This is a genomic window from Streptomyces sp. NPDC043427 (assembly GCF_056436655.1).
The window spans coordinates 19,645-43,442 of record NZ_JBWKCC010000024.1; the positions used below are offsets into that span (position 1 = coordinate 19,645).

Sequence of the window (23,798 nt, forward strand, 5' to 3'; positions counted from 1 at the left end):
GAACGGGAGATGTGGCGCCGGGGACGTAATCGAGAGGCGCGGCGCCCGGGACGACCGTACGCTCCGCGCATGTCTTCCGACCTCACCCTCACCGTCCTCGGCACCGCCTCCCCCCACCCGCAGCCCGACCGGCCCTGCTCCGGGTATCTCCTGCGTGGCGGTGGCGCCGAGGTGTGGGTGGACGCGGGGCCCGGCAGCTTCGCCGAGTTGCAGCGGCACACGGATCCGGCGCGGCTGAGCGCGATCTGGATCTCACACCTGCACGCGGACCACGACTCCGATCTGCTCTCCGCGTTCTACGGCCTCGCATACGGAGGCCTCACTCCGCCCGCGCCCCTTCCCGTCCACGCCCCGCGCGCGTGCGCTCAGCGGTTGGCCGGCTTCTTCGGTCGCCCCGACGCGGGTTTTCTGGCGGACACGTTCGACTTCCGCCCCCTGGACGACGGCCACACCGTCCGGTACGGCGGGCTGCTGCTCACCTCGCGTGCCGTCGAGCACGACGTCGAGGCGTACGGCCTGCGGGCCGCGTACGAGGGCAGGACGCTCGCGTACTCCGGGGACAGCGGCCCCTGCGCCGCCCTGACCGGGCTCGCCCGTGACGCCGACCTGTTCCTGTGCGAGGCCGACATCGATCGGCATCGCGAAGGCGAACAGGTCCACCTGACCCCCGAGGACGCCGGCGGAACGGCACGGGAGGCGGGCGTGGGGCAGCTGCTCATCACCCACGTCGGCCCCACCCTCACCCCCGAGTCGGCGACCGTCCGGGCGGCCTCGGTGTTCGGCGGGCCGACCGCCACCGCCCGCGTGGGCGAGACCAGAGCGGTCTGACGCAACGCCAACTTCCTTTGTCAGAAGCATTGACGAAACACGGACGCCCTCCTAGTTTCAACGCGTCGTACTTCGTACGTCATATATGAGACGCGATATGTGAGATCCGATACGTGAGATCCGAGAGGCGCGCATGACCTCTGTGCCCACGCCGATCCCGTCCCGCACGCAGTACGTGCTGGAAGGGATCAAACACCGCATCCTGACCGGGCAGTTGACCCCGGGACAGGCCCTGGTCGAGACGGAGCTCGCCGCACAGTTCGGGGTGTCCAAGACCCCGGTGCGCGAGGCTCTGAAGACCCTGGCCGGCACCGGGCTGGTCGTGATGAACCAGTACAAGGGCGTCACGGTGCGCATGGTGGACGCGGACATGGCGCGCGAGGTCTACGACGTGCGGCTGCTGCTGGAGCCGGAGGCGCTGCGCCGGTCGGTGCGGCGCGGAGCCTCCCTGGACGCCGCGCGGGACGCGCTGACCCGGGCCGACGACGCCACGGACACCGCCGAACGCTCCCTGGCCAACCGGGAGTTCCACCGCGCCCTGTACGTGCCGTGCGGCAACCCGCTGCTCGGCCGGATGCTCGACGAGGTCCGCGACCAGGCCGCCCTGGTCTCCGCCGTCGCCTGGGCCGCCGACCCCTCCTGGGAGCGGGAGGCCGCCGAGCACCGCGACATCCTGCGGCTCGCCCTGGACGGCGACGCGGACGGCGCGGCCCGCGCCCTGCACGCCCACATCGCGTCCTTCGTCCGGCGCGCGTTCCCCGAGGTCGGAGAGGCCCAGGCAGAGGAAGGTCAGGCATGAGCAGCGTGGCGTTCGAGACCCAGCGGGCGGCCCTGGCCGACGTGGTGGCGATCCCGGTGACCCCGTTCGCCGAGGACGGCTCCGTCGACCAGGAGACCCACCGGGCCCTGCTGCGCCGACTGCTCGACGGCGGGATCACCACGCTCACCCCCAACGGCAACACCGGCGAGTTCTACGCCCTCACCCCCGAGGAGCGCCGCCTCGTCACGGAGATGACGATCGATGAGGCGGGGGATCGTTCAACGATCCTCGTGGGGGTCGGGCACGACATTCCCACCGCCATCGCCTCCGCCCGCCACGCCCGCGAACTGGGGGCGGCGATGGTGATGGTCCACCAGCCCGTCCACCCGTACGTCTCGCAGAGCGGCTGGGTCGACTACCACCGCGCGATCGCCGAGGCCGTGCCCGAGCTGGGCGTGGTCCCGTACATCCGCAACGCGCAGCTGGCCGGTGTCCGGCTCGCCGAACTCGCCGACGTCTGCCCGAACGTGATCGGCGTCAAGTACGCCGTCCCGGACGCGGCCCGCTTCGCCGCCTTCGCCCGGGACGCGGACCTGGAACGCTTCGTCTGGGTCGCCGGTCTCGCCGAGCCGTACGCCCCCTCGTACTTCTCCGCCGGAGCCACCGGCTTCACCTCGGGGCTCGTGAACGTCAACCCGGCCGTTTCGCTGAACATGATCGAAGCGCTTCGATCCGGCGACTACCCGGCCGCGATGAAGGTCTGGGAGCAGATCCGCCGCTTCGAGGAGCTGCGCGCGGCCAACGGCTCCGCCGACAACGTCACCGTCGTCAAGGAGGCCCTCGCCTCCCTCGGACTGTGCCGCCGGGACGTACGCCCCCCGAGCAGGCCGCTGCCCGAGGACGAGCGCGCGGAGGTCGCCGCCATCGCCGCCGGGTGGTCCGTATGAACGAGCCGGTGAACAAGAAGCGCCCGGAAGAGCTGCGCAGTCACCAGTGGTACGGCACCGAGGGCCTGCGTTCCTTCAGTCACCGCGCCCGCACCCGCCAGCTCGGCTACCTGCCCGGGGAGCACCTGGGCAAGCCCGTCATCGCGATCCTCAACACCTGGTCGGACATCAACCCCTGTCATGTGCACCTCCGTGACCGGGCGCAAGCGGTCAAACGGGGCGTGTGGCAGGCAGGTGGTTTCCCGCTGGAGTTCCCGGTCTCCACCCTCAGCGAGACCTTCCAGAAGCCGACCCCGATGCTCTACCGCAACATGCTCGCGATGGAGACCGAGGAACTGCTGCGCTCCTATCCGGTGGACGGCGCCGTACTGATGGGCGGCTGCGACAAGACCACGCCCGCGCTGCTCATGGGGGCCGCGAGCGTCGACCTGCCGACCGTGTTCGTGCCCGCCGGGCCGATGCTGCCCGGCCACTGGCGCAACGAGGTCCTGGGCTCCGGCACCGACATGTGGAAGTACTGGGACGACAAGCGGGCCGGCCTCATCGGGGACTGCGAGATGGCCGAGCTGGAGAACGGCCTCGCCCGCTCGCCGGGCCACTGCATGACGATGGGGACGGCGTCCACGCTGACGGCGGCGGCGGAGGCGCTGGGCGTGACGGTTCCGGGCGCGTCGAGCATTCCGGCCGTGGACTCGGGGCACGATCGGATGGCCGCCGCAGCCGGCATGAGGATCGTTGAACAAGTCCACAAGGGGCGCGTCCTCTCCGAGATCCTCACCCGCGACGCCTTTGAGGACGCCGTCACGACCGTCCTCGGCCTCGGCGGCTCCACCAACGCCGTGATCCACCTGATCGCCATGGCCGGCCGCGCCGGGGTGAAGCTCACCCTGGACGACTTCGACCGCATCGCCCGCACGGTCCCCGTCCTGGCCAACGTCCGCCCGGGCGGCCAGACGTACCTCATGGAGGACTTCCACTTCGCGGGCGGCCTGCCCGGTTTCCTCTCCCGGATCCCGGACCTGCTCCACCTGGACCGGCCCACCGTCTCGCACGACACCCTGCGCGAGCAGATCGCCGGCGCGCAGGTCCACAACGACGACGTCATCCGCCCGCGCGAGAACCCGGTCGCGAGCGAGGGCGGGGTCGCCGTACTGCGCGGCAACCTCTGCCCCGACGGCGCCGTCATCAAGCACATCGCCGCCGAGCGGCACCTGCTCAAGCACACCGGTCCCGCGGTCGTCTTCGATGACTACAAGACGATGCAGCGGACCATCAACGATCCGGAACTGGGCATCACCGCCGACAGCGTGCTGGTGCTGCGCAACGCCGGACCCAAGGGCGGCCCGGGCATGCCCGAGTACGGCATGCTGCCCATCCCCGACCACCTGCTCAGGCAGGGAGTGCGGGACATGGTGCGGATCTCCGACGCCCGGATGAGCGGTACGAGTTACGGCGCGTGCGTGCTGCACGTGGCGCCGGAGTCGTACGTCGGCGGACCGCTGGCGCTCGTGCGCACGGGTGACTCGATCACCCTGGACGTCGAGGCACGCACGCTCCATCTCGACGTGGACGACGAGGAGTTGGAGCGGCGGCGTGCGGAGTGGACGCCGCCGCCCACCCGGTACGAGCGAGGTTACGGCGCGCTCTACAACGACCAGATCACCCAGGCCGACACGGGCTGCGACTTCGAGTTCCTGGCCCGCCCCGGCAAGGTGCAGGACCCCTACGCCGGCTGACCCCCCCAGCGGTACGACCGCGCACCCGTCTGCCCGGAGAGAAAGCGCTTCACCCGCACGCTCACGCACCACGCACGCACGACGTACGAGAACGGAGAACAGTCATGGCCCAAGCCGCAGCCGTGGCGAAGTCGCCCGCGCCACCCCGGCGGCGCCGTGCCTCCGCCACGCCGCGCAGGCTGCCGTACCTGCTGATCGCCCCGGCGGCCCTGCTCATGCTGGGCTTCATCGCCTACCCGGTGATCAGCGTCTTCTACTACAGCCTGCAGAACTACAACCCCACCAAGCCGTGGCGGAACGGCTACGCGGGCTTCGACAACTTCGTCCACGCCTTCACCGACGACCCGCAGTTCTGGGACACGCTGATCTTCAGCGGCAAGTGGGTCGTCGTCGAGGTCGGGCTGCAACTGCTGTTCGGTCTGGCCCTGGCACTGATCGTGAACCAGACCTTCGTGGGCCGCGCGCTGGGCCGCGCGCTGGTCTTCTCCCCGTGGGCCGTCTCCGGCGTGCTGACCTCCGCGATCTGGGTGCTGCTCTACAACTCCCAGACCGGCATCACCCGTTACCTCGCCGACATGGGCATCGGCTCCTACGGCACCAGCTGGCTGTCGGACACCTCCACCGTCTTCCCGGCGACGGTCGTCGCCGACCTGTGGCGCGGTGTCCCGTTCTTCGCGATCCTCATCCTCGCCGACCTCCAGTCCGTCTCGAAGGACCTGTACGAGGCCGCCGAGGTCGACGGCGCCAGCCGGCTCAAGCAGTTCTGGCACATCACACTGCCCCATCTGAAGGACGCCATCGTCCTGGCCACGCTGCTGCGCGCGGTGTGGGAGTTCAACAACGTCGACCTGCTCTACACCCTGACCGGTGGCGGTCCCGCGGGGGAGACCACCACCCTCCCGCTCTACATCGCCAACACGTCAGTCGACGCCCACAACTTCGGCTACGCGTCCGCCCTCACCACGGTCGCGTTCGTGATCCTGCTCTTCTGCTCGATGGTCTATCTGCGGCTCAGCAAGTTCGGAGGTGAGGAGAAGTGATCACCAAGGAGGCCACCGAGGTCGCGCCGGCTCCCCGGTACGAGGTCCCCGCCCCGCCCCGCCCCACCAAGCGCGAGCGCGCCTGGGACGAGGCACCGCGCTGGCAGATCTACCTGCCGCTGGGGATCTACCTGATCTTCACCCTGATCCCCTTCTACTGGATCCTGCTCTTCGCGCTGCGCCCGGCCGGCTCGACCTCGCTCGTGCCCTGGCCGATCACCTTCGAGCACTTCGAGAAGGTCTGGACGGAGCGGTCCTTCGGCACCTACTTCCAGAACAGCGTTCTCGTCGGCGTCGCGACCCTGCTGATGACCACGCTCGTCGCGCTGGCCGGCGGCTACGCCCTCGCCCGGTTCAACTTCAAGATCAAGCGGGCCTTCATGCTCGCCCTGCTCTGCTCCCAGTTCGTGCCGGGCGCGCTGCTGCTCGTGCCGCTGTTCGAGATCTTCGCCGAGCTGAAGATGATCAACTCGCTGGGCAGTGTCATCTTCGCGGAGACCGTCTTCCAGCTGCCGCTGTCGATGATCCTGATCAGCAACTTCATCAAGAACGTGCCGTACTCGCTGGAGGAGGCCGCCTGGGTCGACGGCTGCAACAGGATGACCGCCTTCCGTATCGTCGTCCTGCCGTTGCTTCGCCCCGGTCTGATCGCCGTCGGCTCCTTCGCCTTCGTGCACTCCTGGAACCACTTCCTGTTCGCGCTGATGTTCCTCAACAACCAGGAGAAGCAGACCATCCCGGTCGGCCTCAACACCCTGATGAGCGCGGACAGCGTCGACCTCGGCGCCCTCGCGGCGGGCGGCATCATCGCCGCCGTACCCGTGGTCGTCGTGTTCGCCTTCATCCAGAAGTGGCTGATCACCGGCTTCAGCGCGGGGGCGGTGAAGGGATGAGGGCACGTCAGATCATCGTCGCCGTCGGACTGCTGGGACTGCTGTGCGTCCCCGCGCACGCCGAGGCCCGTGACATCAGCCGCGACACCCTCCCGGTGAACGACGGCTGGGCGGCGTACGGCACCGGCACCACCGGAGGCGCGGCCGCCGACGACGCACACGTGTACACGGTCACCGACCGCGCCGGACTCGTCCGCGCCCTCGACGGCGGCAGCGCCACCCCGAAGATCATCAAGATCGCCGGGACGGTCGACGCCAACACCGGCGACGACGGGGACCACCTGGACTGCGCCGACTACGCCACCGACGGCTACAGCACGAAGAAGTACCTCGCCGCCTACGACCCCCGCACCTGGGGCTCCGCCAAGCCCAGCGGCCCGCAGGAGGAGGCCCGCCAGGCCTCGGCGGCCAAGCAGGCGGAGCGGGTCGTGCTCACCGTCGGCTCCAACACCACGATCGTCGGCCTGGGCAAGGGCGCCGTCCTCAAGGGCGCGAGCCTCCAGGTCAGGAACGCGGACAACGTCATCCTGCGCAACCTCGACGTGCGCGACGCCTACGACTGCTTCCCCGTCTGGCAGCCCAACACCGGGGGCCTCGGCGACTGGAAGACGGCCTACGACACCATCTGGCTGTCCGGCGCCACCCATGTCTGGGTCGACCACGTCACCGCCTCCGACAAGGGCCACCCGGACGCGAAGGAGCCCACCTGCTTCGCCCGCAACTACCTGCGCCACGACGGCCTGCTGGACATCACCAACGGCTCCGACCTGGTCACCGTCTCCTGGAGCCGCTTCGCCGACCACGACAAGGCGATGCTCATCGGCAACGGCGACACGGTCACAAGCGACCGCGGCAAGCTCCGGGTCACCCTGCACCACAACGAGTTCGAGTCGGTCATCCAGCGCGCCCCGAGGGTCCGCTTCGGCCAGGTGCACCTCTACAACAACCGGTACGTGATCCCCGAGGACTCCGGCGACCACCGCTACTCCCTCGGCGTGTCGACCGAGTCGGCCCTCTACGCCGAGAACAACGCCTTCCACGCCCCCGGCCATGTCGAGGTCGCCGACCTGGTCAAGAGCTGGAACGGCACCGCCCTGCACCAGAGCGGCACCCTCTTCAACGGCTATCCGGTCGACCTGCTCGCGATCCACAACGCCTACAACTCCGGCAGCGAACGTGATCTCACGGCGGACGTCGGCTGGGCGCCTACCCTGCACACAAAGATCGACAGCGCCGAGGCGGCCGACCGAGAGGTGGCGCGCGGCGCGGGCGCAGGGAGGCTCCCATGACCGTACCCATCGTCCTCGCGGGCGCGCGCGGCCACGGCCGCTGGCACCTGGACAACATCCGCCGGCTCCAGGACAAGGGCATCGTCCGCCTGGCGGGCATCTGCGAGCTGACCCCGCTGACGGCCGACGAGATCCCCGAGGGCCTCGGCACCCCCGAGCAGTCGAGCGACTTCGGCGCGCTGCTGGACTCCACCGGCGCCCGGATCGCCGTGATCTGCACGCCGATCCCGACCCACACGGACCTGGCGCTGGCAGCCGCCGACCGGGGTGTCCACCTCCTCCTGGAGAAGCCCCCCGCCCCCTCCTACGCCGAGTTCCGCCGCATGGCCGACGGTGTCGCCAAGGCCGGCGTGGCCTGCCAGATCGGCTTCCAGTCGCTGGGCTCGCACGCCGTGCCCGCGATCCGCGAACTGATCGCCGAGGGTGCCATCGGCGAGGTCACCGGCATCGGCGGCGCCGGCGCCTGGGCCCGCGCGCAGGCCTACTACCGGCGGGCCCCCTGGGCCGGCAAGCGGCGGCTGAACGGCGTCGACGTGATCGACGGAGCGCTCACCAACCCGCTCGCCCACGCCGTCGCCACCGCCCTCGCGCTGGCCGGAGCCACCCACGCCGAGGACGTCCGCGACATCGAGACCGAGCTGCTGCGCGCCAACGACATCGAGTCCGACGACACCTCCTGCGTGCGCGTCACCACCGCCCGGGACCGCCAGGTCACCGTCGCCGCGACCCTGTGCGCCGAGCAGCCCGACGAGCCGTACGTCCTCGTCCACGGCAGCCGCGGCAGGATCACCTTCTGGTACAAGCAGGACCGCGTCCTGCTCCAGCGCGCCGACCACGGTCCCGAGGAGTACGAGTACGGCCGCACCGACCTGCTGGAGAACCTCGTCGACCACCTCACCGACGGGACCGAGCTGCTGGTCACCCCGGACGAGACCGGCGCCTTCATGAAGGTCGTCGAGGCGATCCGGACGGCACCCGACCCGGCCCCGCTGCCCGACGGCGCCTGGGAGCTGCTGCCCGACGAGGACCGCAGGGTCGTGCCCGGCATCGACGGGCTCGTCGCGGCCGCCGCCGACACCCTCGCCCTCTACTCCGAACTGGGCGCCTCCTGGGCGCTCACCGCCAAGGTCCCCAAAGAGCCGAAAGAGGTGAGCACCTGATGACGACCCACGACGCTCCGGTCCTGCGGGTCGCGGGCCGCCCGGTCGGCCGGTACGTCACCCGGCCCGAGCTGCCCGCCCGGCTCTCCCCGCGACCGTATCTGCACCCCGTCACCACCCTGGCCGGCACGGCGGTCACCGAACTGAGCCCCGCCGACCACACACACCACCTCGGCGTCGGTGTAGCCGTTCCCGACGTCGAGGGGTTCAACTTCTGGGGCGGACGCACCTTCGTCCGCGACCAGGGCCCGGCCGAGCTCGACAACCACGGCGCGCAGCGGCACACCGCGTTCCAGCTGCGCGACCCCGACGGCTTCGTGGAGGAGCTGCGCTGGGTCGCCGCCGGAGCCGAGCTGCTGCGCGAGCGCCGCACGGTCGCGGCCACCGAACTCACCGGCACGGCCTGGGCGCTGGACTTCACCTTCTCCCTGACCAACGTCACCCAGAGCCCGCTGTCCATCGGCAGCCCCGCCACCAACGGCCGCCCCGGCGCCGCCTACGGCGGCTTCTTCTGGCGGGCCCGCAAGGAGGCGCAGGCCCCGGACGTCTTCACCGCCGGCACCGAGGGCGAGGAAGAGGTCCACGGCGGCCGCGCCGACTGGCTCGCCCTCGTCGGCGGCACCTGGACGCTGGTCTTCGCCGGAGCCACCGAACAGACCCGCAGGGATCCGTGGTTCGTGCGCGTCGAGGAGTACCCGGGCGTGGGGTCGTCCCTGGCCCACGACGAGCGGCTGCCCATCCCGCCGGGGGAGACCGTCGTCCGCCGGATCGTCACCGTCGTCGCCGACGGCCGCCTCGACCGGGACGGGGCCGCCGCCCTCGTCCGCAAGGCGGTGAGCCCGTGACCGCCGAGACCTACACGAACCCGGTCCTCAACGCCGACTGGTCCGACCCGGACGTCGTCCGCGTCGGCGACGACTTCTACCTCACCGCCTCCAGCTTCGGCCGCGCCCCCGGCCTGCCGCTGCTGCACTCCCGCGACCTCGTCCACTGGACCCTGGTCGGCCACGCCCTGGAACGCCTGGAGCCGGGGAGCGAGTTCACCTCCCCGCGCCACGACTGCGGGGTCTGGGCCCCGTCCCTGCGCCACCACGATGACCGGTTCTGGATCTTCTGGGGCGACCCCGACCAGGGCATCTTCCATGTCAACGCCCCCGAGATCAGGGGGCCTTGGACCCAACCGCACCTCATCAAGGAAGGCAAGGGCCTGATCGACCCCTGCCCCCTGTGGGACGACGAGACCGGCGAGGCCTACCTCGTGCACGCCTGGGCCAAGTCCCGCTCCGGCGTCAAGAACCGCCTCACCGGCCACCGTATGCACCCCGACGCCACCTCCCTCCTCGACGAGGGCAAGCTGATCGTGGACGCGGACCGCATCCCCGGCTGGTTCACCCTGGAGGGCCCCAAGCTCTACCGGCACGACGGCTGGTTCTGGATCCTGGCGCCCGCCGGGGGAGTGGAGACCGGCTGGCAGGGCGCCTTACGCGCACGGGACTTCTTCGGACCGTACGAGGAACGGATCGTCCTCGAACAGAACGACACCGACGTCAACGGCCCCCACCAGGGCGGCTGGGTGCGCACCCCGTCCGGCGAGGACTGGTTCCTGCACTTCCAGCAACGTGGGCCCTACGGCAGGGTCGTGCACCTCCAGCCGATGCGCTGGGGGAGCGACGGCTGGCCGGTGATCGGGGACGACGGCGCCCCCGTGGCCGTACACAGGCGGCCCGACCTCCCGCCGCAGCCGTACGCGGCGCCCGCCACCGACGACGACTTCCCCGGCGGACGGTTCGGACGGCAGTGGCAGTGGACGGCCAACCCGCAGGACGGCTGGGCCACCCAGCACTCCGGCGACGGCCTGCGGCTGGCCTGCGTCCGCTCGGTGGACGCGCACGACCTGCGCAGACTGCCGAACGTCCTGACCCAGCGGCTGCCCGGCACCCCGTCCGCCGTCGAGGTGGACCTGCGCCTGCACAGCGAGGAGCCCGGGGCGCGGGCCGGACTCGCGGTGCTCGGGGACGCGTTCGGCTGGATCGGGCTCCAGCGCGGAGCCGACGGCACGGTCCACCTCGTGCACCGGTTCGCCGAGTCGGTCGCCGACAAGGAACGCGACGCCGCCCATCCACGCCAGGTGCCGCGGCAGGCAACGTTCGCCCCGTCGCGACGCCCGGCACGCACGCCCGCCGCACCGGCCGAAAGCCCCGGTACGTCCAGTACGAGGACTTCCCGCCGGCACGCCGATAGCACGCACCGGGCGCCGCTCCTTGACGGGCAAACGCTGCCTGCCGCGGCACCAGCGCCCGAGGGACGGGTCCGGCTGCGCATCGAGATCGGCGCCGGAGCCCGCTGCCGCTTCTTCTACGACCTCGGTGACGGCCCGACCCCGTCGGGTCCCGTCTTCGCCGCCACCCCGTGGCGCTGGGTCGGCGCCCTGCTCGGCCTGTTCGCCCTCGCGCCCGTCGGGGCGGGGCACGCGGGCGCCGCCACGTTCACGCAGTTCCGGATCACCGACTTGTAACCACTGCTTCTGTACCCCTGTCACGCCTGTTGGGAGCCGCAATGACGCACTTCCATAGCAAGCGCTTGCCCAGACCGGGTGCCGCCCTGGCCGCGGTCGCGGGCCTGGTCGCCGCCCTGGGACTGGGCGCGATCGGAGAGGCGAGGGCCGCCGCATCCGCCCCCGCCGCGGTGTCCGCCCCGGCGGCCTCCCGCTGGACCGACCAGGCCCACGGCTTCGCCTCGCTCGCCGGAGGCACCACGGGCGGGGCCGGCGGCAGGGTCGTCACGGTCACCGACCAGGCCGCGCTGGCGAAGTACACGGCCGCCGAGGAGCCGTACGTCATCCGCGTGGCGGGGGCGGTCGCCGTCGAACCCTTCGGCTCGGACATCGTCGTCGCCTCGAACAAGACGATCATCGGCGTCGGCGACACCGGCGAGATCGTCCACGGTGAACTGCACCTCAACCCCGGAACGCACAACGTCATCATCCGCAACCTGACGATCCGCGACTCCTACGTCGAGGGCGACTGGGACGGCAAGACCACCGACTTCGACGCCATCCAGATGGACACCGTCGACCACGTCTGGATCGACCACAACCGCTTCACGCACATGGGCGACGGCCTGCTCGACATCCGCAAGGACAGCCAGTACATCACCGTCTCCTACAACCAGTTCAGCGACCACAACAAGGCGTTCGGGATCGGCTGGACGACCAACGTCCGGACGCAGATCACCATCGACCACAACTGGTTCACCGGCACCAAGCAGCGCAATCCCTCGGCGGACAACTGCGCCTACGCCCACCTCTACAACAACTACCTCTCGGCACAGGTGGACGACGGCGACCCGGTGTGGACGTACGGGAACTGGTCGCGGGGCCGCACCAAGATGGTCATCGAGAACAGCTACTACGACGGGGTCCAGCATCCCTACCAGGCCGACACCACCGCGGAGTTGGTGCAGCGCGGGTCGATCCTGAGGAACACGAGCGGTCGGACCGACGCATGGGGCGCCGCCTTCGACCCCAGGGAGTTCTACGGCTACCGGCTGGATCCCGCTGCCGCCGTCCCCGCGCTGGTGAAGAAGTTCTCCGGGCCGCAGCGGTGGATCGGCGTGCCCCTGGACGTCCCCGGCGCCGTGGACCGACATGAGCGGGTTCTCGTGGAAGGACACGCGGTGCACGGAGTACCGGAACCACGGGCCGGGCGGACGTCACCACGGACCGGCCGCAGATGAGCGACGGGGACGCGAGGACGCACACCGTCGCCGAGTACCTCAAGGGCAACGACGACTGGGCGCCGTACGCCCGCCACTGACCCCCCACAACTTCATATCTCCGTTTGATCCAGAAGAGAGAGCCGACCAATGAAGAGCAGCATCCGCAGAAGCAGGCGCGCGGCCATCGCCGTCGCCCTGGGCTCCGTCCTCGCCCTGACCGCCACCGCCTGCGGTGACGACGGCAGCGGCTCCGGCGGTGACAAGGGGTCCGAGGGCAGCGGCAAGGGCAAGATCGTCTTCTGGGACAACAACGGCGGTGTCCGCACCGACATCTGGAAGCAGATCATCGCCGACTTCGAGAAGGCGAACCCGGACATCAAGGTCGAGTACGTCGGGATCGCCTCCACCGAGTACCAGTCCAAGGTCGACACCGCCATCCAGGGCGGTGGCCTGCCCGACGTCGGCGGTGTCGGCGCGGCGATGGCCGCCGGGATCGCCGCCCAGAACGCGCTGGAGCCCCTGGACGACCGCCTCGGCAAGTCCTCGCTCAAGGGCAAGCTCAACGAGGCGATGGTCGAGTCGCTGAAGTCCGCGGGCGGCGGCGACGCGCTGTACTCGATCCCCACCTCCGCCAACAACGGCGTCCTCTACTACCGCACGGACCTGTTCAAGGCGGCGGGCCTGGAGGAGCCGACGACGTGGGACAAGTTCTACGCCGCGGCGGAGAAGCTCACCGACGCCAAGAAGAACGAGTTCGGCTACACCATCCGCGGCGGTGCCGGCTCCATCGCCCAGGCGCTGGACGCGATGTACGGGCAGTCCGGGATCACCTCCTTCTGGGACGCGAGCGGTGAGAAGACCACCGTGAACGATCCGAAGAACGTGGCGGCGCTCGAGAAGTACGCGGCCCTCTTCAAGAAGGTCACTCCGGCCGCCGACCTCAACAACGACTTCACCAAGATGGTCGCGCAGTGGGACTCCGGCAAGATCGGAATGCTCAATCACAATCTGGGGTCGTACCAGGATCACGTGAAGGCGCTGGGGGTCGAGAAGTTCCGGGGTATTCCCCAGCCGGCCGGCTCCGCCGGTAAGCGGGTCCAGGTGTCCAACCCGGTGGACGGGCTCGGACTGTTCAAGAGCTCGAAGAACAAGGAAGCCGCGTGGAAGTTCATCGAGTTCGCGACCTCGAAGGCCGAGAACTCGAAGTTCAACGAGTCGGCGGGGCAGGTGCCGGCGAACACGGAGGCGGCGAAGGACACGTGGGTGAGCAAGGCCGAGCCCACGAAGCTGGCTGCGGCGGCGCTGACCGATGGGTCTACGACCATTGTTCAGCTGCCGTACTACCTGCCTGACTGGAACACGATTTCCAAGGCGGACAACGAGCCGAACTTCCAGAAGGTGCTGCTCGGGAAGATGAGTGCGAAGGATTTCCTGGACACGATGGCCGATCAGCTGAACAAGGCGCAGGAGGAGTGGAAGCAGCAGAAGAAGAGCTGATTCCGAGTTTCGTCGTGGGGCGGTTCGTGGTTCGCGGACTGCGGGCCGTCCCTGGCTTGTCGCGCACACGTGGCGGAGCCGCACATTGATACAGCTCCGCGCCCCTGAAATCTCGCCCTCTGTTTGAAAGGCGCACCCTCGTGTCCCTTACGCGTAGACAGGTTGCCGCTGCTGCCCTTTCCGCTGTTCCTCTTGGGACGGCGGTTGGTGGTACCGCACAGGCCGGGCCCCGCCGGGAGAGAAAGATCTACATCGCCGGTGATTCCACCGCCGCCCAGAAATACGCAGACGCCGCGCCCGAAACCGGGTGGGGAATGGTGTTGCCCTTCTTTCTGCACAAGGATCGGCCCGTTGCCAATCATGCGGTGAACGGGCGGAGTTCGAAAAGCTTCGTCGATGAGGGGCGGCTCGACGCCATCCTCGGTGTGATCAAGGCCGGCGACTTCCTCCTCATCCAGTTCGCGCACAACGACGAGAAGACCACCGATCCCACTCGGTACACCGAACCGTGGACGACGTATCAGGACCATCTGCGGATGTACGTCGACGGGGCTCGGGCGCGTGGGGCGCGGCCCGTGCTGGCGACGCCTGTGGAGCGAAGGCGGTTCGACGCCGAGGGGAAGGCCCTGCCGAGCCACGGTGAGTATCCGGCGGCCATGCGGGCGCTCGCCGCCGATGAGGGCGTGGCGCTGCTGGACGTGCAGGCGTTGTCGCTGGCGCTGTGGCAGGAGCTGGGTGTCGAGGCGACGAAGACGTACTTCAACTGGACGGCGACCGAGCAGGACAACACGCACTTCAACCCGCCGGGGGCGATCGCCGTGGCGCGGCTCGTGGTACGGGAGTTGCTGCGGACGCGGGTGCTCGGGCCGCGTGACGTGTGTCGCGTGGACGAGGAGATTCCCGAGTCGTGGATCACCTGGCCGGAAGCGGCCGCGTAACACCCCCTGACCTGGAAAAAGGAGAGCCGCATCATGAACGCATGGAAATGGCATGGGCATGTCACAGCGAGAACGGCCGCGGTGATCGGCTGCACCGCGCTGGCGCTGTCCCTGACCGGTACCACCGCCCAGGCCCGTTCGAATGACCCGGCCCGTCAGGCCCTGCCTGCCAATGACGGGTGGGCCTCCTACGGGAGCGGTACCACCGGTGGTTCGGCCGCCGATGCCGCGCACGTCTACACCGTCACCACCTGGGCCGAGTTCAAGGCCGCGCTCGCCGCCGGGGGCAGCGCGCCGAAGATCATCAAGGTGAAGGGCACGATCGACGCGGTGTCGGAGGGGTGTGACGCCCTGGCCGCGTCCGGGTACGACTTCGACGCCTACCTGGCGAAGTACGCGCCGGAGACGTGGGGCCTCGACACCGATCTCAGCGCCGAGCCCGACGACAGCCCGGAGGGGGTGCGGCGGGTCTCCGCCGCCAACCAGGACAAGCAGATCAAGGCGAACATCCCCGCCAACACCACGATCATCGGCGTCGGCAAGAACGCCGGCTTCAAGGGCGCCAGCCTCCAGATCAGGGCCGTGGACAACGTCATCGTCCGCAACCTCGCCTTCGAGAGCCCCGTCGACTGCTTCCCGCAGTGGGACCCCACCGACGGCAGCAAGGGCAACTGGAACTCCGAGTACGACACGGCCGTCGTCTACGGCTCCACCCATGTGTGGCTGGACCACAACACGTTCACCGACGGCAGCCATCCCGACAGCGCGGCGCCCACCTACTTCGGGATGCTCTACCAGCAGCACGACGGTGAGCTGGACGTCGTCCGCGGCTCGAACTACGTCACCGCCTCCTGGAACGTCTTCACCGAGCACGACAAGACGATCCTGATCGGCAACAGCGACAGCGAGTCCACCGCGGCGGGCGACCGGGGGAAGCTGAAGGTCACCTTCCACCACAACCTGTTCTCCCAGCTGGTGGAGCGGGCGCCCCGGGTGCGGTTCGGGCAGGTCGACTCCTACAACAACCACTTCGTCGCCGACTCCTCCTACGCCTACAGCTTCGGCATCGGCAAGGAGTCCCAGCTGGTCGCCGAACACAACGCGTTCACGCTGCCGAAGGGGATCAGCGCGGCCAAGGTGCTGAAGCGGTGGAACGTCTCGCCGGTCACCGCCGCCGACAACTACGTCAACGGCAAGGCCGTCGACCTGATCGCCGTGCACAACGTGGAGATCCCCGCCGAGACCCTCGAGTCCGGCGCGGGCTGGACGCCGACCCTGCGCACCAAGGTCGATCCGGCCAAGGCCGTCCCCGGCATCGTCGACTGCAACGCGGGCGCCGGCCATCTGCGCTGACGTTCCGTCACTTGGGCCGGGGCGGACGGTCGCGTACCGCCCGGCCCCCCGAAACCACCCGAGCCGCACCGCGAAGGAACAGCCGCATGTCCTCGCACCTTCCCCGTCCCCTCTCCCGCAGGGGATTCCTCGCCGCCAGCGCCGGGGCGGGCGCCGCACTCGCCCTCGCGTCGGTCCCAGCGCGGGCCTCCGGCCGGCAGCGCCCGTTCGGCCGGTACGGATCACCGGCCGCCCGCTTGAACGCGAAGACGCTGTACGTCGATCCGCTCGGCCGGGGCGACCACACCTCCGTCCGTGACGCCGTGGCCGCCACCAGCGGCAGCGGCTGGACGCTGGTCATCGCGCCGGGCACCTACCGGGAGACCGTCGCCGTCGACGCCACCCGCACCGAGGCGACCTGGATCGGCGCCTCCGAGAACCCCCGTGACGTCGTGATCGTGTACGGCAACGCGGCCGGCACCCCCAAGCCCGGCGGCGGCACCTACGGCACCACCGGTTCGGCCACCACCACGGTGCAGGCCGCAGGCTTCACCGCCCGCTGGATCACCTTCGCCAACGACTGGCTGCGCGCCGACCACCCCGACATCACCGGCACCCAGGCCGTCGCCATCAAGATCCAAGGCGACCGCTCCGCCTTCCACCACTGCCGCTTCCTCGGCCACCAGGACACCCTGTACGCCGACTCCATGGCGCTGACCGTCTTCGCCCGGCAGTACTTCTCCCACTGCTATGTCGAGGGCGACGTCGACTTCGTCTTCGGGCGGGCCACCGCGGTCTTCGAGCAGTGCCACTTCCGCACCCTGAACCGCACCGACCTCGCGTCCGCCCCCTACGGCTTCGTCTTCGCGCCCTCCACGGCGGGCGCCAACCCGCTCGGCTACCTGGTGACCAGGAGCCTGGTGTCCAGCGAAGCCCCCGACGCCTTCTACAAGCTGGCCCGCCCCTGGGTGCCCAGCTCCGACACCACCGCCCGCCCCTCGCTCACCGTCCGCGACACCCGTCTCGGCCCCGGCATCGACGCGGTCGCGCCGTACACCAACATGTCGAACTCCTTCCCCTGGCAGTCGATGCGGTTCGCCGAGTACCGCAACTCCGGGCCGGGCGCCGAGATCACCGTTCCCGAGAACCGGCCTCAACTCAGCCGTGAACAGGCCGAGTCGGCGACACGTGCGGCCTACCTCGGCGACTGGACGCCGTGGAAGGAGTGCTGAGCATGCGCAGGCGCACCCTCCTCACCGGCATCGCCGCCGGCGCCCTGGCAGCCGTCGGTGCGAGCAGTCCCGCCCTCGCCCACGGCCGTCGCGTCCTGCACGTCCGCCCCGGCGACCGCGTCCAGGCGGCCGTGGACGCGGTGACCGGCCCGGGCTGGACGATCGTCGTGCATCCGGGGACGTACCGCGAGGTCGTCAAGATCCCCGCCGAGACGGGCGAGTTGACGCTGCGGGGTGCCAGTGGCGACCCCCGCGCCGCCGTCATCGTCTTCGACAACGCGGGCGGCACCCCGAAGCCCGACGGCTCGGGCACCTACGGCACGGCCGGCTCCGCCACCTTCACCTCGGCGGCGCCCGGCCTGACCGTCCGCGACCTGACGCTGGCCAACGACTGGCTGCGCGCGGACCACCCCGACTACACGGGGACGCAGGCGGTCGCAGCGTACGTGACGGGGGACCGGTCGCGGTTCGAGAACGTCCGTCTGCTGGCCCACCAGGACACCCTGTTCGCGGACACGACGGCGCTGGACGCCTTCGACCGGCAGTACTACCGCCACTGCTACATCGAGGGCGACGTCGACTTCGTCTTCGGCCGGGCGACGGCCGTCTTCGACGCCTGCCACTTCCACACGCTCCAGCGGGACGTCGACTTCACGCCCAAGGGCATGGTCTTCGCCCCCGCCACGGCCCGCGCCAACCCCCACGGCTTCCTGGCCCTGCGCGGGCGGGTGACCTCGGGCGCCGAGGACGCGGCCTACAAGATCGCCCGGCCGTGGGTGCCGTCGTACGAGACCACCGCCTGGCCCTCGCTGGTCGTGCGGGACACCTGGCTCGGGCCGGGGACCGACGCGGTGACCCCGTACACCAACATGCGTGAGGTCTACCCGTGGCAGATCATGCGGTTCCGCGAGTACGCCAACTCCGGGCCCGGGGCGGTGATCTCGGTGCCGGAGAACCGCCCGCAGCTGACCGCTGAGGAGGCCGCGACGCACACCCGGCGGACGTACCTCGGGGACTGGAGGCCGTATGAGCGTCCGTGACCCGGTGGGGCGGCGGGCGTTCGTCATGGGGGCCGGGGCCGCGCTGTTCACGTCAGGCGCGGTGAGCGGCGCGGAGGCGGCGGTCGTCGACGGTCCGCTGCCCGAATTCCACCCCGCCCTCAAGGCCGAGCTGGACTTCCCGCTCGCCTGGGGACGGTCCCCGATCCGCGACTTCCGCGCCTGGCGCCGGGCCGCCCGCGCCAAGGTCGAGGACCTGCTCGTCGTCGAGCGGGACGACCACACCCCGTACACCCCCGAGTTCGGACCGCGCTCCGAAGCCGACGGCTACACAAGGGAGTTGGTCACCCTCTCACTCACTCGCTACGAACGTGTCCGCGCCGCCCTGCTCACCCCGCACGGCACCGGCCCGTTCCCGGCCGTGCTGCTCCTGCACGACCACGGCGCCCGGTTCGACATCGGCAAGGAGAAGCTGGTCCGGCCCTGGTACGACGACGTCCGGCTCGCCTCCGCGCAGGGATGGGCGGAGAAGTACTTCAGCGGGCGGTTCGTCGGCGACGAGCTGGCCCGGCGCGGGTATGTGGTGCTCGCCGTGGACGCCCTGGGCTGGGGCGACCGGGGGCCGCTCACCTACGACCAGCAGCAGGCCCTGGCCAGCAACTTCTTCAACCTCGGCTCCTCCCTGGCCGGGCTCATGGCCCGCGAGGACGTTCGGGCGGCCGGGTTCCTGGCCCGGCTCGACCGCGTCGACCGGCGGCGGGTTGCGGCCCTCGGGTTCTCCATGGGAGCCTTCCGCGCCTGGCAGACCGCCGCGCTCAGCGACGACCTCGCCGCCACGGCCGCCGTCTGCTGGATGACCGGCCTGAAGGAAATGATGGTGCCCGGCAACAACACCCGGCGCGGGCAGTCGTCGTACTACATGCTCCACCCGGGGCTTCCCCGGTTCCTGGATTTCCCAGACGTGGCGAGCATCGCCGCCCCCAGGCCGATGCTCTTCTTCAACGGCGGCCTCGATCCGCTGTTCCCCGCCGACGGCGTCCGCGTGGCCCACGAGAGGCTGCGCGCCGTCTGGCGCTCCCGCCACGCCGAGGAGCGGCTGGTGACGAAGGTCTGGCCCGACCTCGGCCATGTCTTCGTCGACCGCATGCAGGACGAGGTCCTCACATGGCTCGACTCCGTCCTGTGACCGGCACATCTCCCCACACCGCTCGACGAAAGGTCCCCACACCATGTCGCGTCGTACCGCTCTGACCCTGGGCGCCACCCTCGCCCTCGGCGCCGGCCTCGCCGTTCTCCCCACCCAGGCCCAGGCCGCGACCGTGGTCGTCAGCAACTCCACCGACCTGTCCAACGCGATCAAGAACGCCACCGCCGGCACGGTCATCCAGGTGCGCGGCGGCACCTACTACCCGACGGCCACCCTCCAGTCGACGAAGAACGGCACCTCCTCCAGCCCGATCACGCTCACCGCGTACGGCACGGAGACCGTGAAGATCGACGGCGGGAGCCTCCCCGACGGCGACTGGATCTTCAAGCTGACCGCCGACTACTGGAACGTCTCCAACCTCACCTTCCAGAACTCCCCGGACAGCGCGGTCGTCTGCCAGTCCTGCACCGGCACCAACTGGAACAACGTCAAGACCATCAACGGCGGCGACTCCGGCTTCACCCTCACAGGAGACGGGACGGTCAACAACACCGTCCGCAACCTCGACTCCTACGGGCACTACGACCCCGCGGGCCACGGCGAGAACGCCGACGGCCTCGCCATCAAGTTCGGCTCGGGCACGGGCAACCTGGTCACCGGGGCCCGCCTCTACAACAACTCCGACGACGGCCTGGACTTCTGGTCCTTCTCCTCGCCGGTGACCATCGAGCACACCTGGGCCATGGGCAACGGCAAGAACCGCTGGGGCGACTCCGCGTTCGCGGGTGACGGCAACGGCTACAAGCTGGGCGGTGACGGCGAGGTCGTCGCGCACGTCGTCAACAACTCGGCGGCCTGGGACAACGCGGGCAACGGCTTCACCGAGAACTCCAACAAGGGCGCGATCGTCATCAACCGCACCACCGCCTACAAGAACGCCAAGTGGGGCTACTACTTCGCCACCGGCGCGGCCCGGCTCGGCAAGAACCTCGCCGTGGGCAACGGCAGCGGCCTGGTCAACAAGGGGTCGTCGGTGGTGTCGTCCGGCAACAACTGGGACTCCGGGATCTCCACGCCCGCGTTCAGGTCGACGGACGCGTCCAGCACCTACAACGCCCGCCAGTCCAACGGCGCGCTGCCCGTCACCACGTTCCTGACGACGGGCAGCACGACCATCGGATCGACCATGAACTGACCTGTGTCCCGCCCGCATCCCGGGGCGCTTGACCCGTTTTTTGCCCGTGGGGTCTCGCGCCTTCGGGGGTGACGCGCGTAGAAACCTGTCATGCATAAGTCACTGCGTATCGCGGCGATCGCCGCAGCGTGTGCCGTCGCGGGCGCCGGCCTCTACGGCGCCGGCGCCGCCACGGCAGGCCAGTCAACGGCCAACTCCACCCACGAGCCGTACAACATCGGGCTCCTGGTCAAGGACATCGACACCTACTACGGCACCACGGCCGACGCGAACGGTGTCTACCAGGCGTCACCGGACAGCCCGTACGCCAAGGACCTCGCCCGCCTCGACGCCGCCGCCCGCAAGTACATCGACCAGGCCGCTCGCAAGGCCCACCACCGGCACGAGAAGCCCGCGGTCGTGTTCGACATCGACGACACGCTGCTGCTCAGCCTCGACTACGAGAAGCGCTACAACTACACCTACAACGCCGACAGTTGGGCGGCCTACGTGAACCGGGCCGACCGCCCGGCCGTCTTCGGCAGCCCCGAGCTCGTGCGGTACGCCGAGAAGAAGGGCGTCGAGGTCTTCTACAATTCGGGCCTCAGCGAGGCGCAGCGCTCCGCCGCCGTCGAGAACCTGAAGAAGGTCGGCGCCGATGTGAACCTCGACGCCGACCACATGTTCCTCAAGGACAAGGCGCACCCGCCGTCCTACCTCGGCGCGTGCGCCACGCCGGGTACGTGGACCTGCACGACGGTGCAGTACAAGTCCGGCACCCGGGGGCACATCGAGGACGACCTCGGGTACGAGATCATCGCCAACTTCGGCGACCAGTACTCCGACCTCGACGGCGGCCACGCCGACCGGACGTACAAGCTGCCGAACCCGACGTACTTCGTCAGCTAGCGCACCGGTTTCACCGACTCCAGCGTCGGCACCACCGGCTTGATCGTGCCGTCGGCCGCGAACTCCATGCGGTCGATCGTCGTCTCCCGGTGCATGCCGTCACCGCCCGGCAGGCCGGGGCCGTTCAGGGCGAACCGGTGGTAGACGATGTACCAGTCGTCGGTGCCGGGTGTGTTCACCACGGAGTGGTGGCCGGTGGCGAGGATGCCGTACTCGGGGCGCTTCGACAGGATCGTCCCCCGCTTGGTCCACGGGCCGAGCGGGGACGGTCCCGTCGCGTAGGCCACGTGGTAGTTCTCGCTGCGGGTGTCGTCCTCGGACCACATGAAGTAGTACGTGCCGTTCCGCTTGATCACGAAGGAACCCTCGCGGAAGTTGTCCGGGGTGATGTCCTTCACCTTCGACGCGTCGAACGACACCATGTCGTCGTTCAGCGGGACCACGTAACCGTGCCCGTTGCCCCAGTAGAGGTACGCCTGGCCGTCGTCGTCCGTGAACACCGCCGGGTCGATCATCTGGCCGCTCAGCGATCCGCCCTTCGCGACCAGCGGCTTGCCCAGCGCGTCCTTGAACGGACCGGCGGGGGAGTCGGCGACCGCCACGCCGATCTGCTGCTCGGCGCAGAAGTAGAAGTAGTACTTGCCGTCGCGCTCCGCGATCGCCGGGGCCCAGGCGTTCTTGTCGGCCCAGCTCACGTCGGGGCCCAGGTCGAGGATGACGCCGTGGTCCTTCCAGTGGACCAGGTCCTTCGACGAGAACGCCTTGAACCGCGTGCCGCTCCAGCCCTGGAAGCCGTCCGTCGTCGGGTAGATCCAGTACTCGCCGTTCAGGTAGTGCACATCGGGGTCGGCGTTGAGGCCGGGCAGGACCGGGCTGCGGGTGGCCACTGCCTCGACCGTCCAGGTGCGCTTCGTTCCGTCGGCGGCCGTCACGGTGTACGTCTGCGGGGTGCGGAAGTCGCGGCGCGTACCGGACCTCGGGCTCACCTTCGCGCCCTCACCGAGCCAGAGCTTCGGGGCGAGGTGCCTGAGGTCCGCGCCGGGCCGCATGGGCAGCACGACCTTCGAGGCGCTCTCGGTGACGATCGCGTACCCCTTCTGGTCCTTCACCGTCGCGTCCACGACGGACGTGGGGCCGGCCGGGTACGCGGCCAGCAGCCGGTCGTACTCCTCCTGCGTCACCGGGAGCACCGTGCCGTGCCGGGGGCTGGCCGGAAGCTGGTAGTTCGTCGAGGGAGTCCACTTTCCCGAGTCGAGGTCGGTGGTCTCGAAGGGGACGTAGCCGCGGCCGCCGTACTCGTCGATGAACAGGTACCACTTCTTCTCGGTGTTGGACTTGAAGACCGTGGGACCCTCACCGCGGTCCATCGCGCCCTTGCCGACGCAGTCCGCGACGAAGTCGTACTTCGTGGAGGTCAGGGACGTCGACTTCTCCGCGGTGATGAACTTCGAGCAGGGCGAGCTGGAGGTCGGGTCGCGCTCGTCCTTGGTGTAGCGGTAGTAGGTGTCCTTGTGCTTCACGACCGTGGAGTCGATCACCGAGTAGCCCGGGTCGTCCCAGACCTTCGGCGCGCTGAAGGTGCGGAAGTCCTTTGTAGTCGCGTACAGCATCTTGTTGTACGTCGAGCCGGTGTGGTCGGGGTCGTCGTCGGCGTACAGCTTGGACGCCCAGAAGACGACGTACTCCCCGAGGGAGTCGTCCCAGTAGGCCTCCGGCGCCCAGGTGTTGCCCGCGCTGTCGGGGGAGACCTTCACCAGGCGCTGGTCGGTCCAGTGGACCAGGTCGGTGGACTCCCACACCATGATCGACTTGCTGCCGTGCCGCTGCACCTGGTCCCAGCTGCCGCTGCTGTTCTGGTACATCCTGAGATCGGTGGCGATCAGGTAGAACTTGTCACCCTTGGGCGAGCGGATCACGAAGGGGTCGCGCAGGCCCTTCTCGCCGATGGTCGAGGTCAGGACCGGCTTGCCGGCGTTCAGCTCACGCCAGTGCAGCGGGTCGTTGCCGCGGCTCAGCGCATAGCGGATCTGCTCGCCGTCGGCGGTCCCCTCGCCGGTGAAGTAGGCGAAGAGGTAGCCGGCGTACTTGGGGTGGTTCACGGGTGGGGCTCCTGAGTGCGCGGTGCCGGGCGGGGCGGTGAACAAGGTGAGCAGGAGGGCGAGGCAGGCGACGAGCACGACTCTCGGGCGCATGGGCAGTCC

19 protein-coding genes and 1 pseudogene are annotated in these 23,798 nt (G+C 69.7%); 19 read left to right on the forward strand and 1 reads right to left on the reverse strand.

What is annotated here, in order from left to right:
* Window positions 1–69: 69 nt before the first annotated feature.
* From AC067M_RS31020 to AC067M_RS31110, 19 genes and pseudogenes are all read left to right on the forward strand, one after another.
* Window positions 70–828, forward strand: coding sequence for an MBL fold metallo-hydrolase (locus tag AC067M_RS31020; protein ID WP_478700350.1), 759 nt, complete (start codon window positions 70–72; stop codon window positions 826–828).
* 133 nt (window positions 829–961) lie between these two features.
* Window positions 962–1,627 (forward strand): GntR family transcriptional regulator, encoded by a 666-nt coding sequence (locus AC067M_RS31025; protein ID WP_478700351.1) that lies wholly within the window; start codon window positions 962–964, stop codon window positions 1,625–1,627.
* Window positions 1,624–2,535 carry a dihydrodipicolinate synthase family protein gene (locus tag AC067M_RS31030; protein WP_478700352.1) on the forward strand — a complete coding sequence of 304 codons (912 nt, stop codon included), beginning with the start codon at window positions 1,624–1,626 and terminating at the stop codon, window positions 2,533–2,535. Before AC067M_RS31025 ends, AC067M_RS31030 begins: the two co-directional genes overlap by 4 nt.
* Complete coding sequence (gene araD, locus AC067M_RS31035; protein ID WP_478700353.1) at window positions 2,532–4,271, forward strand: L-arabinonate dehydratase; 1,740 nt, start codon at window positions 2,532–2,534, stop codon at window positions 4,269–4,271. Before AC067M_RS31030 ends, araD begins: the two co-directional genes overlap by 4 nt.
* Before the next feature lie 104 nt (window positions 4,272–4,375).
* Window positions 4,376–5,311, forward strand: coding sequence for a carbohydrate ABC transporter permease (locus tag AC067M_RS31040; RefSeq protein WP_478700354.1), 936 nt, complete (start codon window positions 4,376–4,378; stop codon window positions 5,309–5,311).
* A complete protein-coding gene (locus tag AC067M_RS31045; RefSeq protein ID WP_478700355.1) occupies window positions 5,308–6,204 on the forward strand; it encodes a carbohydrate ABC transporter permease in 897 nt (298 codons plus the stop codon). Before AC067M_RS31040 ends, AC067M_RS31045 begins: the two co-directional genes overlap by 4 nt.
* Entirely contained in the window at window positions 6,201–7,493 is a 1,293-nt protein-coding gene (locus AC067M_RS31050; protein ID WP_478700356.1) for a pectate lyase family protein, read from the forward strand. Before AC067M_RS31045 ends, AC067M_RS31050 begins: the two co-directional genes overlap by 4 nt.
* Window positions 7,490–8,653, forward strand: coding sequence for a Gfo/Idh/MocA family protein (locus AC067M_RS31055; RefSeq protein ID WP_478700357.1), 1,164 nt, complete (start codon window positions 7,490–7,492; stop codon window positions 8,651–8,653). The genes AC067M_RS31050 and AC067M_RS31055 overlap by 4 nt, the downstream gene beginning before the upstream one ends.
* A complete protein-coding gene (locus tag AC067M_RS31060; protein WP_478700358.1) occupies window positions 8,653–9,498 on the forward strand; it encodes a DUF6807 domain-containing protein in 846 nt (281 codons plus the stop codon). Before AC067M_RS31055 ends, AC067M_RS31060 begins: the two co-directional genes overlap by 1 nt.
* A complete protein-coding gene (locus AC067M_RS31065) occupies window positions 9,495–11,168 on the forward strand; it encodes a glycoside hydrolase family 43 protein (RefSeq protein WP_478700359.1) in 1,674 nt (557 codons plus the stop codon). Before AC067M_RS31060 ends, AC067M_RS31065 begins: the two co-directional genes overlap by 4 nt.
* Before the next feature lie 41 nt (window positions 11,169–11,209).
* Window positions 11,210–12,286, forward strand: a pseudogene (locus tag AC067M_RS31070) (pectate lyase family protein); the annotation flags it as partial.
* A 231-nt stretch (window positions 12,287–12,517) separates the two neighbouring features.
* Window positions 12,518–13,867 (forward strand): ABC transporter substrate-binding protein, encoded by a 1,350-nt coding sequence (locus AC067M_RS31075; RefSeq protein WP_478700360.1) that lies wholly within the window; start codon window positions 12,518–12,520, stop codon window positions 13,865–13,867.
* 140 nt (window positions 13,868–14,007) lie between these two features.
* On the forward strand, window positions 14,008–14,805 hold the full coding sequence (locus AC067M_RS31080) for a rhamnogalacturonan acetylesterase (RefSeq protein WP_478700361.1): 798 nt from the start codon (window positions 14,008–14,010) through the stop codon (window positions 14,803–14,805).
* Window positions 14,806–14,838: 33 nt separating this feature from the next.
* The gene (locus AC067M_RS31085) at window positions 14,839–16,158 is read left to right on the forward strand and encodes a pectate lyase family protein (protein ID WP_478700362.1); all 1,320 of its coding nucleotides are present in this window, start codon (window positions 14,839–14,841) and stop codon (window positions 16,156–16,158) included.
* An 86-nt stretch (window positions 16,159–16,244) separates the two neighbouring features.
* Window positions 16,245–17,369 carry a pectinesterase family protein gene (locus AC067M_RS31090; RefSeq protein WP_478700363.1) on the forward strand — a complete coding sequence of 375 codons (1,125 nt, stop codon included), beginning with the start codon at window positions 16,245–16,247 and terminating at the stop codon, window positions 17,367–17,369.
* Between the two features lie 2 nt (window positions 17,370–17,371).
* Window positions 17,372–18,409: a pectinesterase family protein gene (locus AC067M_RS31095; protein ID WP_478700364.1), complete on the forward strand. Its 1,038-nt coding sequence runs from the start codon at window positions 17,372–17,374 to the stop codon at window positions 18,407–18,409.
* On the forward strand, window positions 18,396–19,553 hold the full coding sequence (locus AC067M_RS31100; protein ID WP_478700365.1) for a dienelactone hydrolase family protein: 1,158 nt from the start codon (window positions 18,396–18,398) through the stop codon (window positions 19,551–19,553). Before AC067M_RS31095 ends, AC067M_RS31100 begins: the two co-directional genes overlap by 14 nt.
* 43 nt (window positions 19,554–19,596) lie before the next feature.
* A complete protein-coding gene (locus tag AC067M_RS31105; protein ID WP_478700366.1) occupies window positions 19,597–20,709 on the forward strand; it encodes a right-handed parallel beta-helix repeat-containing protein in 1,113 nt (370 codons plus the stop codon).
* 90 nt (window positions 20,710–20,799) lie between these two features.
* Complete coding sequence (locus AC067M_RS31110) at window positions 20,800–21,597, forward strand: HAD family acid phosphatase (protein WP_478700367.1); 798 nt, start codon at window positions 20,800–20,802, stop codon at window positions 21,595–21,597.
* On the opposite strand, the gene AC067M_RS31115 is transcribed toward AC067M_RS31110, so the two are convergent.
* The gene (locus AC067M_RS31115) at window positions 21,594–23,789 is read right to left on the reverse strand and encodes a glycoside hydrolase family 43 protein (protein ID WP_478700368.1); all 2,196 of its coding nucleotides are present in this window, start codon (window positions 23,787–23,789) and stop codon (window positions 21,594–21,596) included. The two genes, AC067M_RS31110 and AC067M_RS31115, sit on opposite strands and share 4 nt — an antisense overlap.
* Window positions 23,790–23,798: the final 9 nt, after the last annotated feature.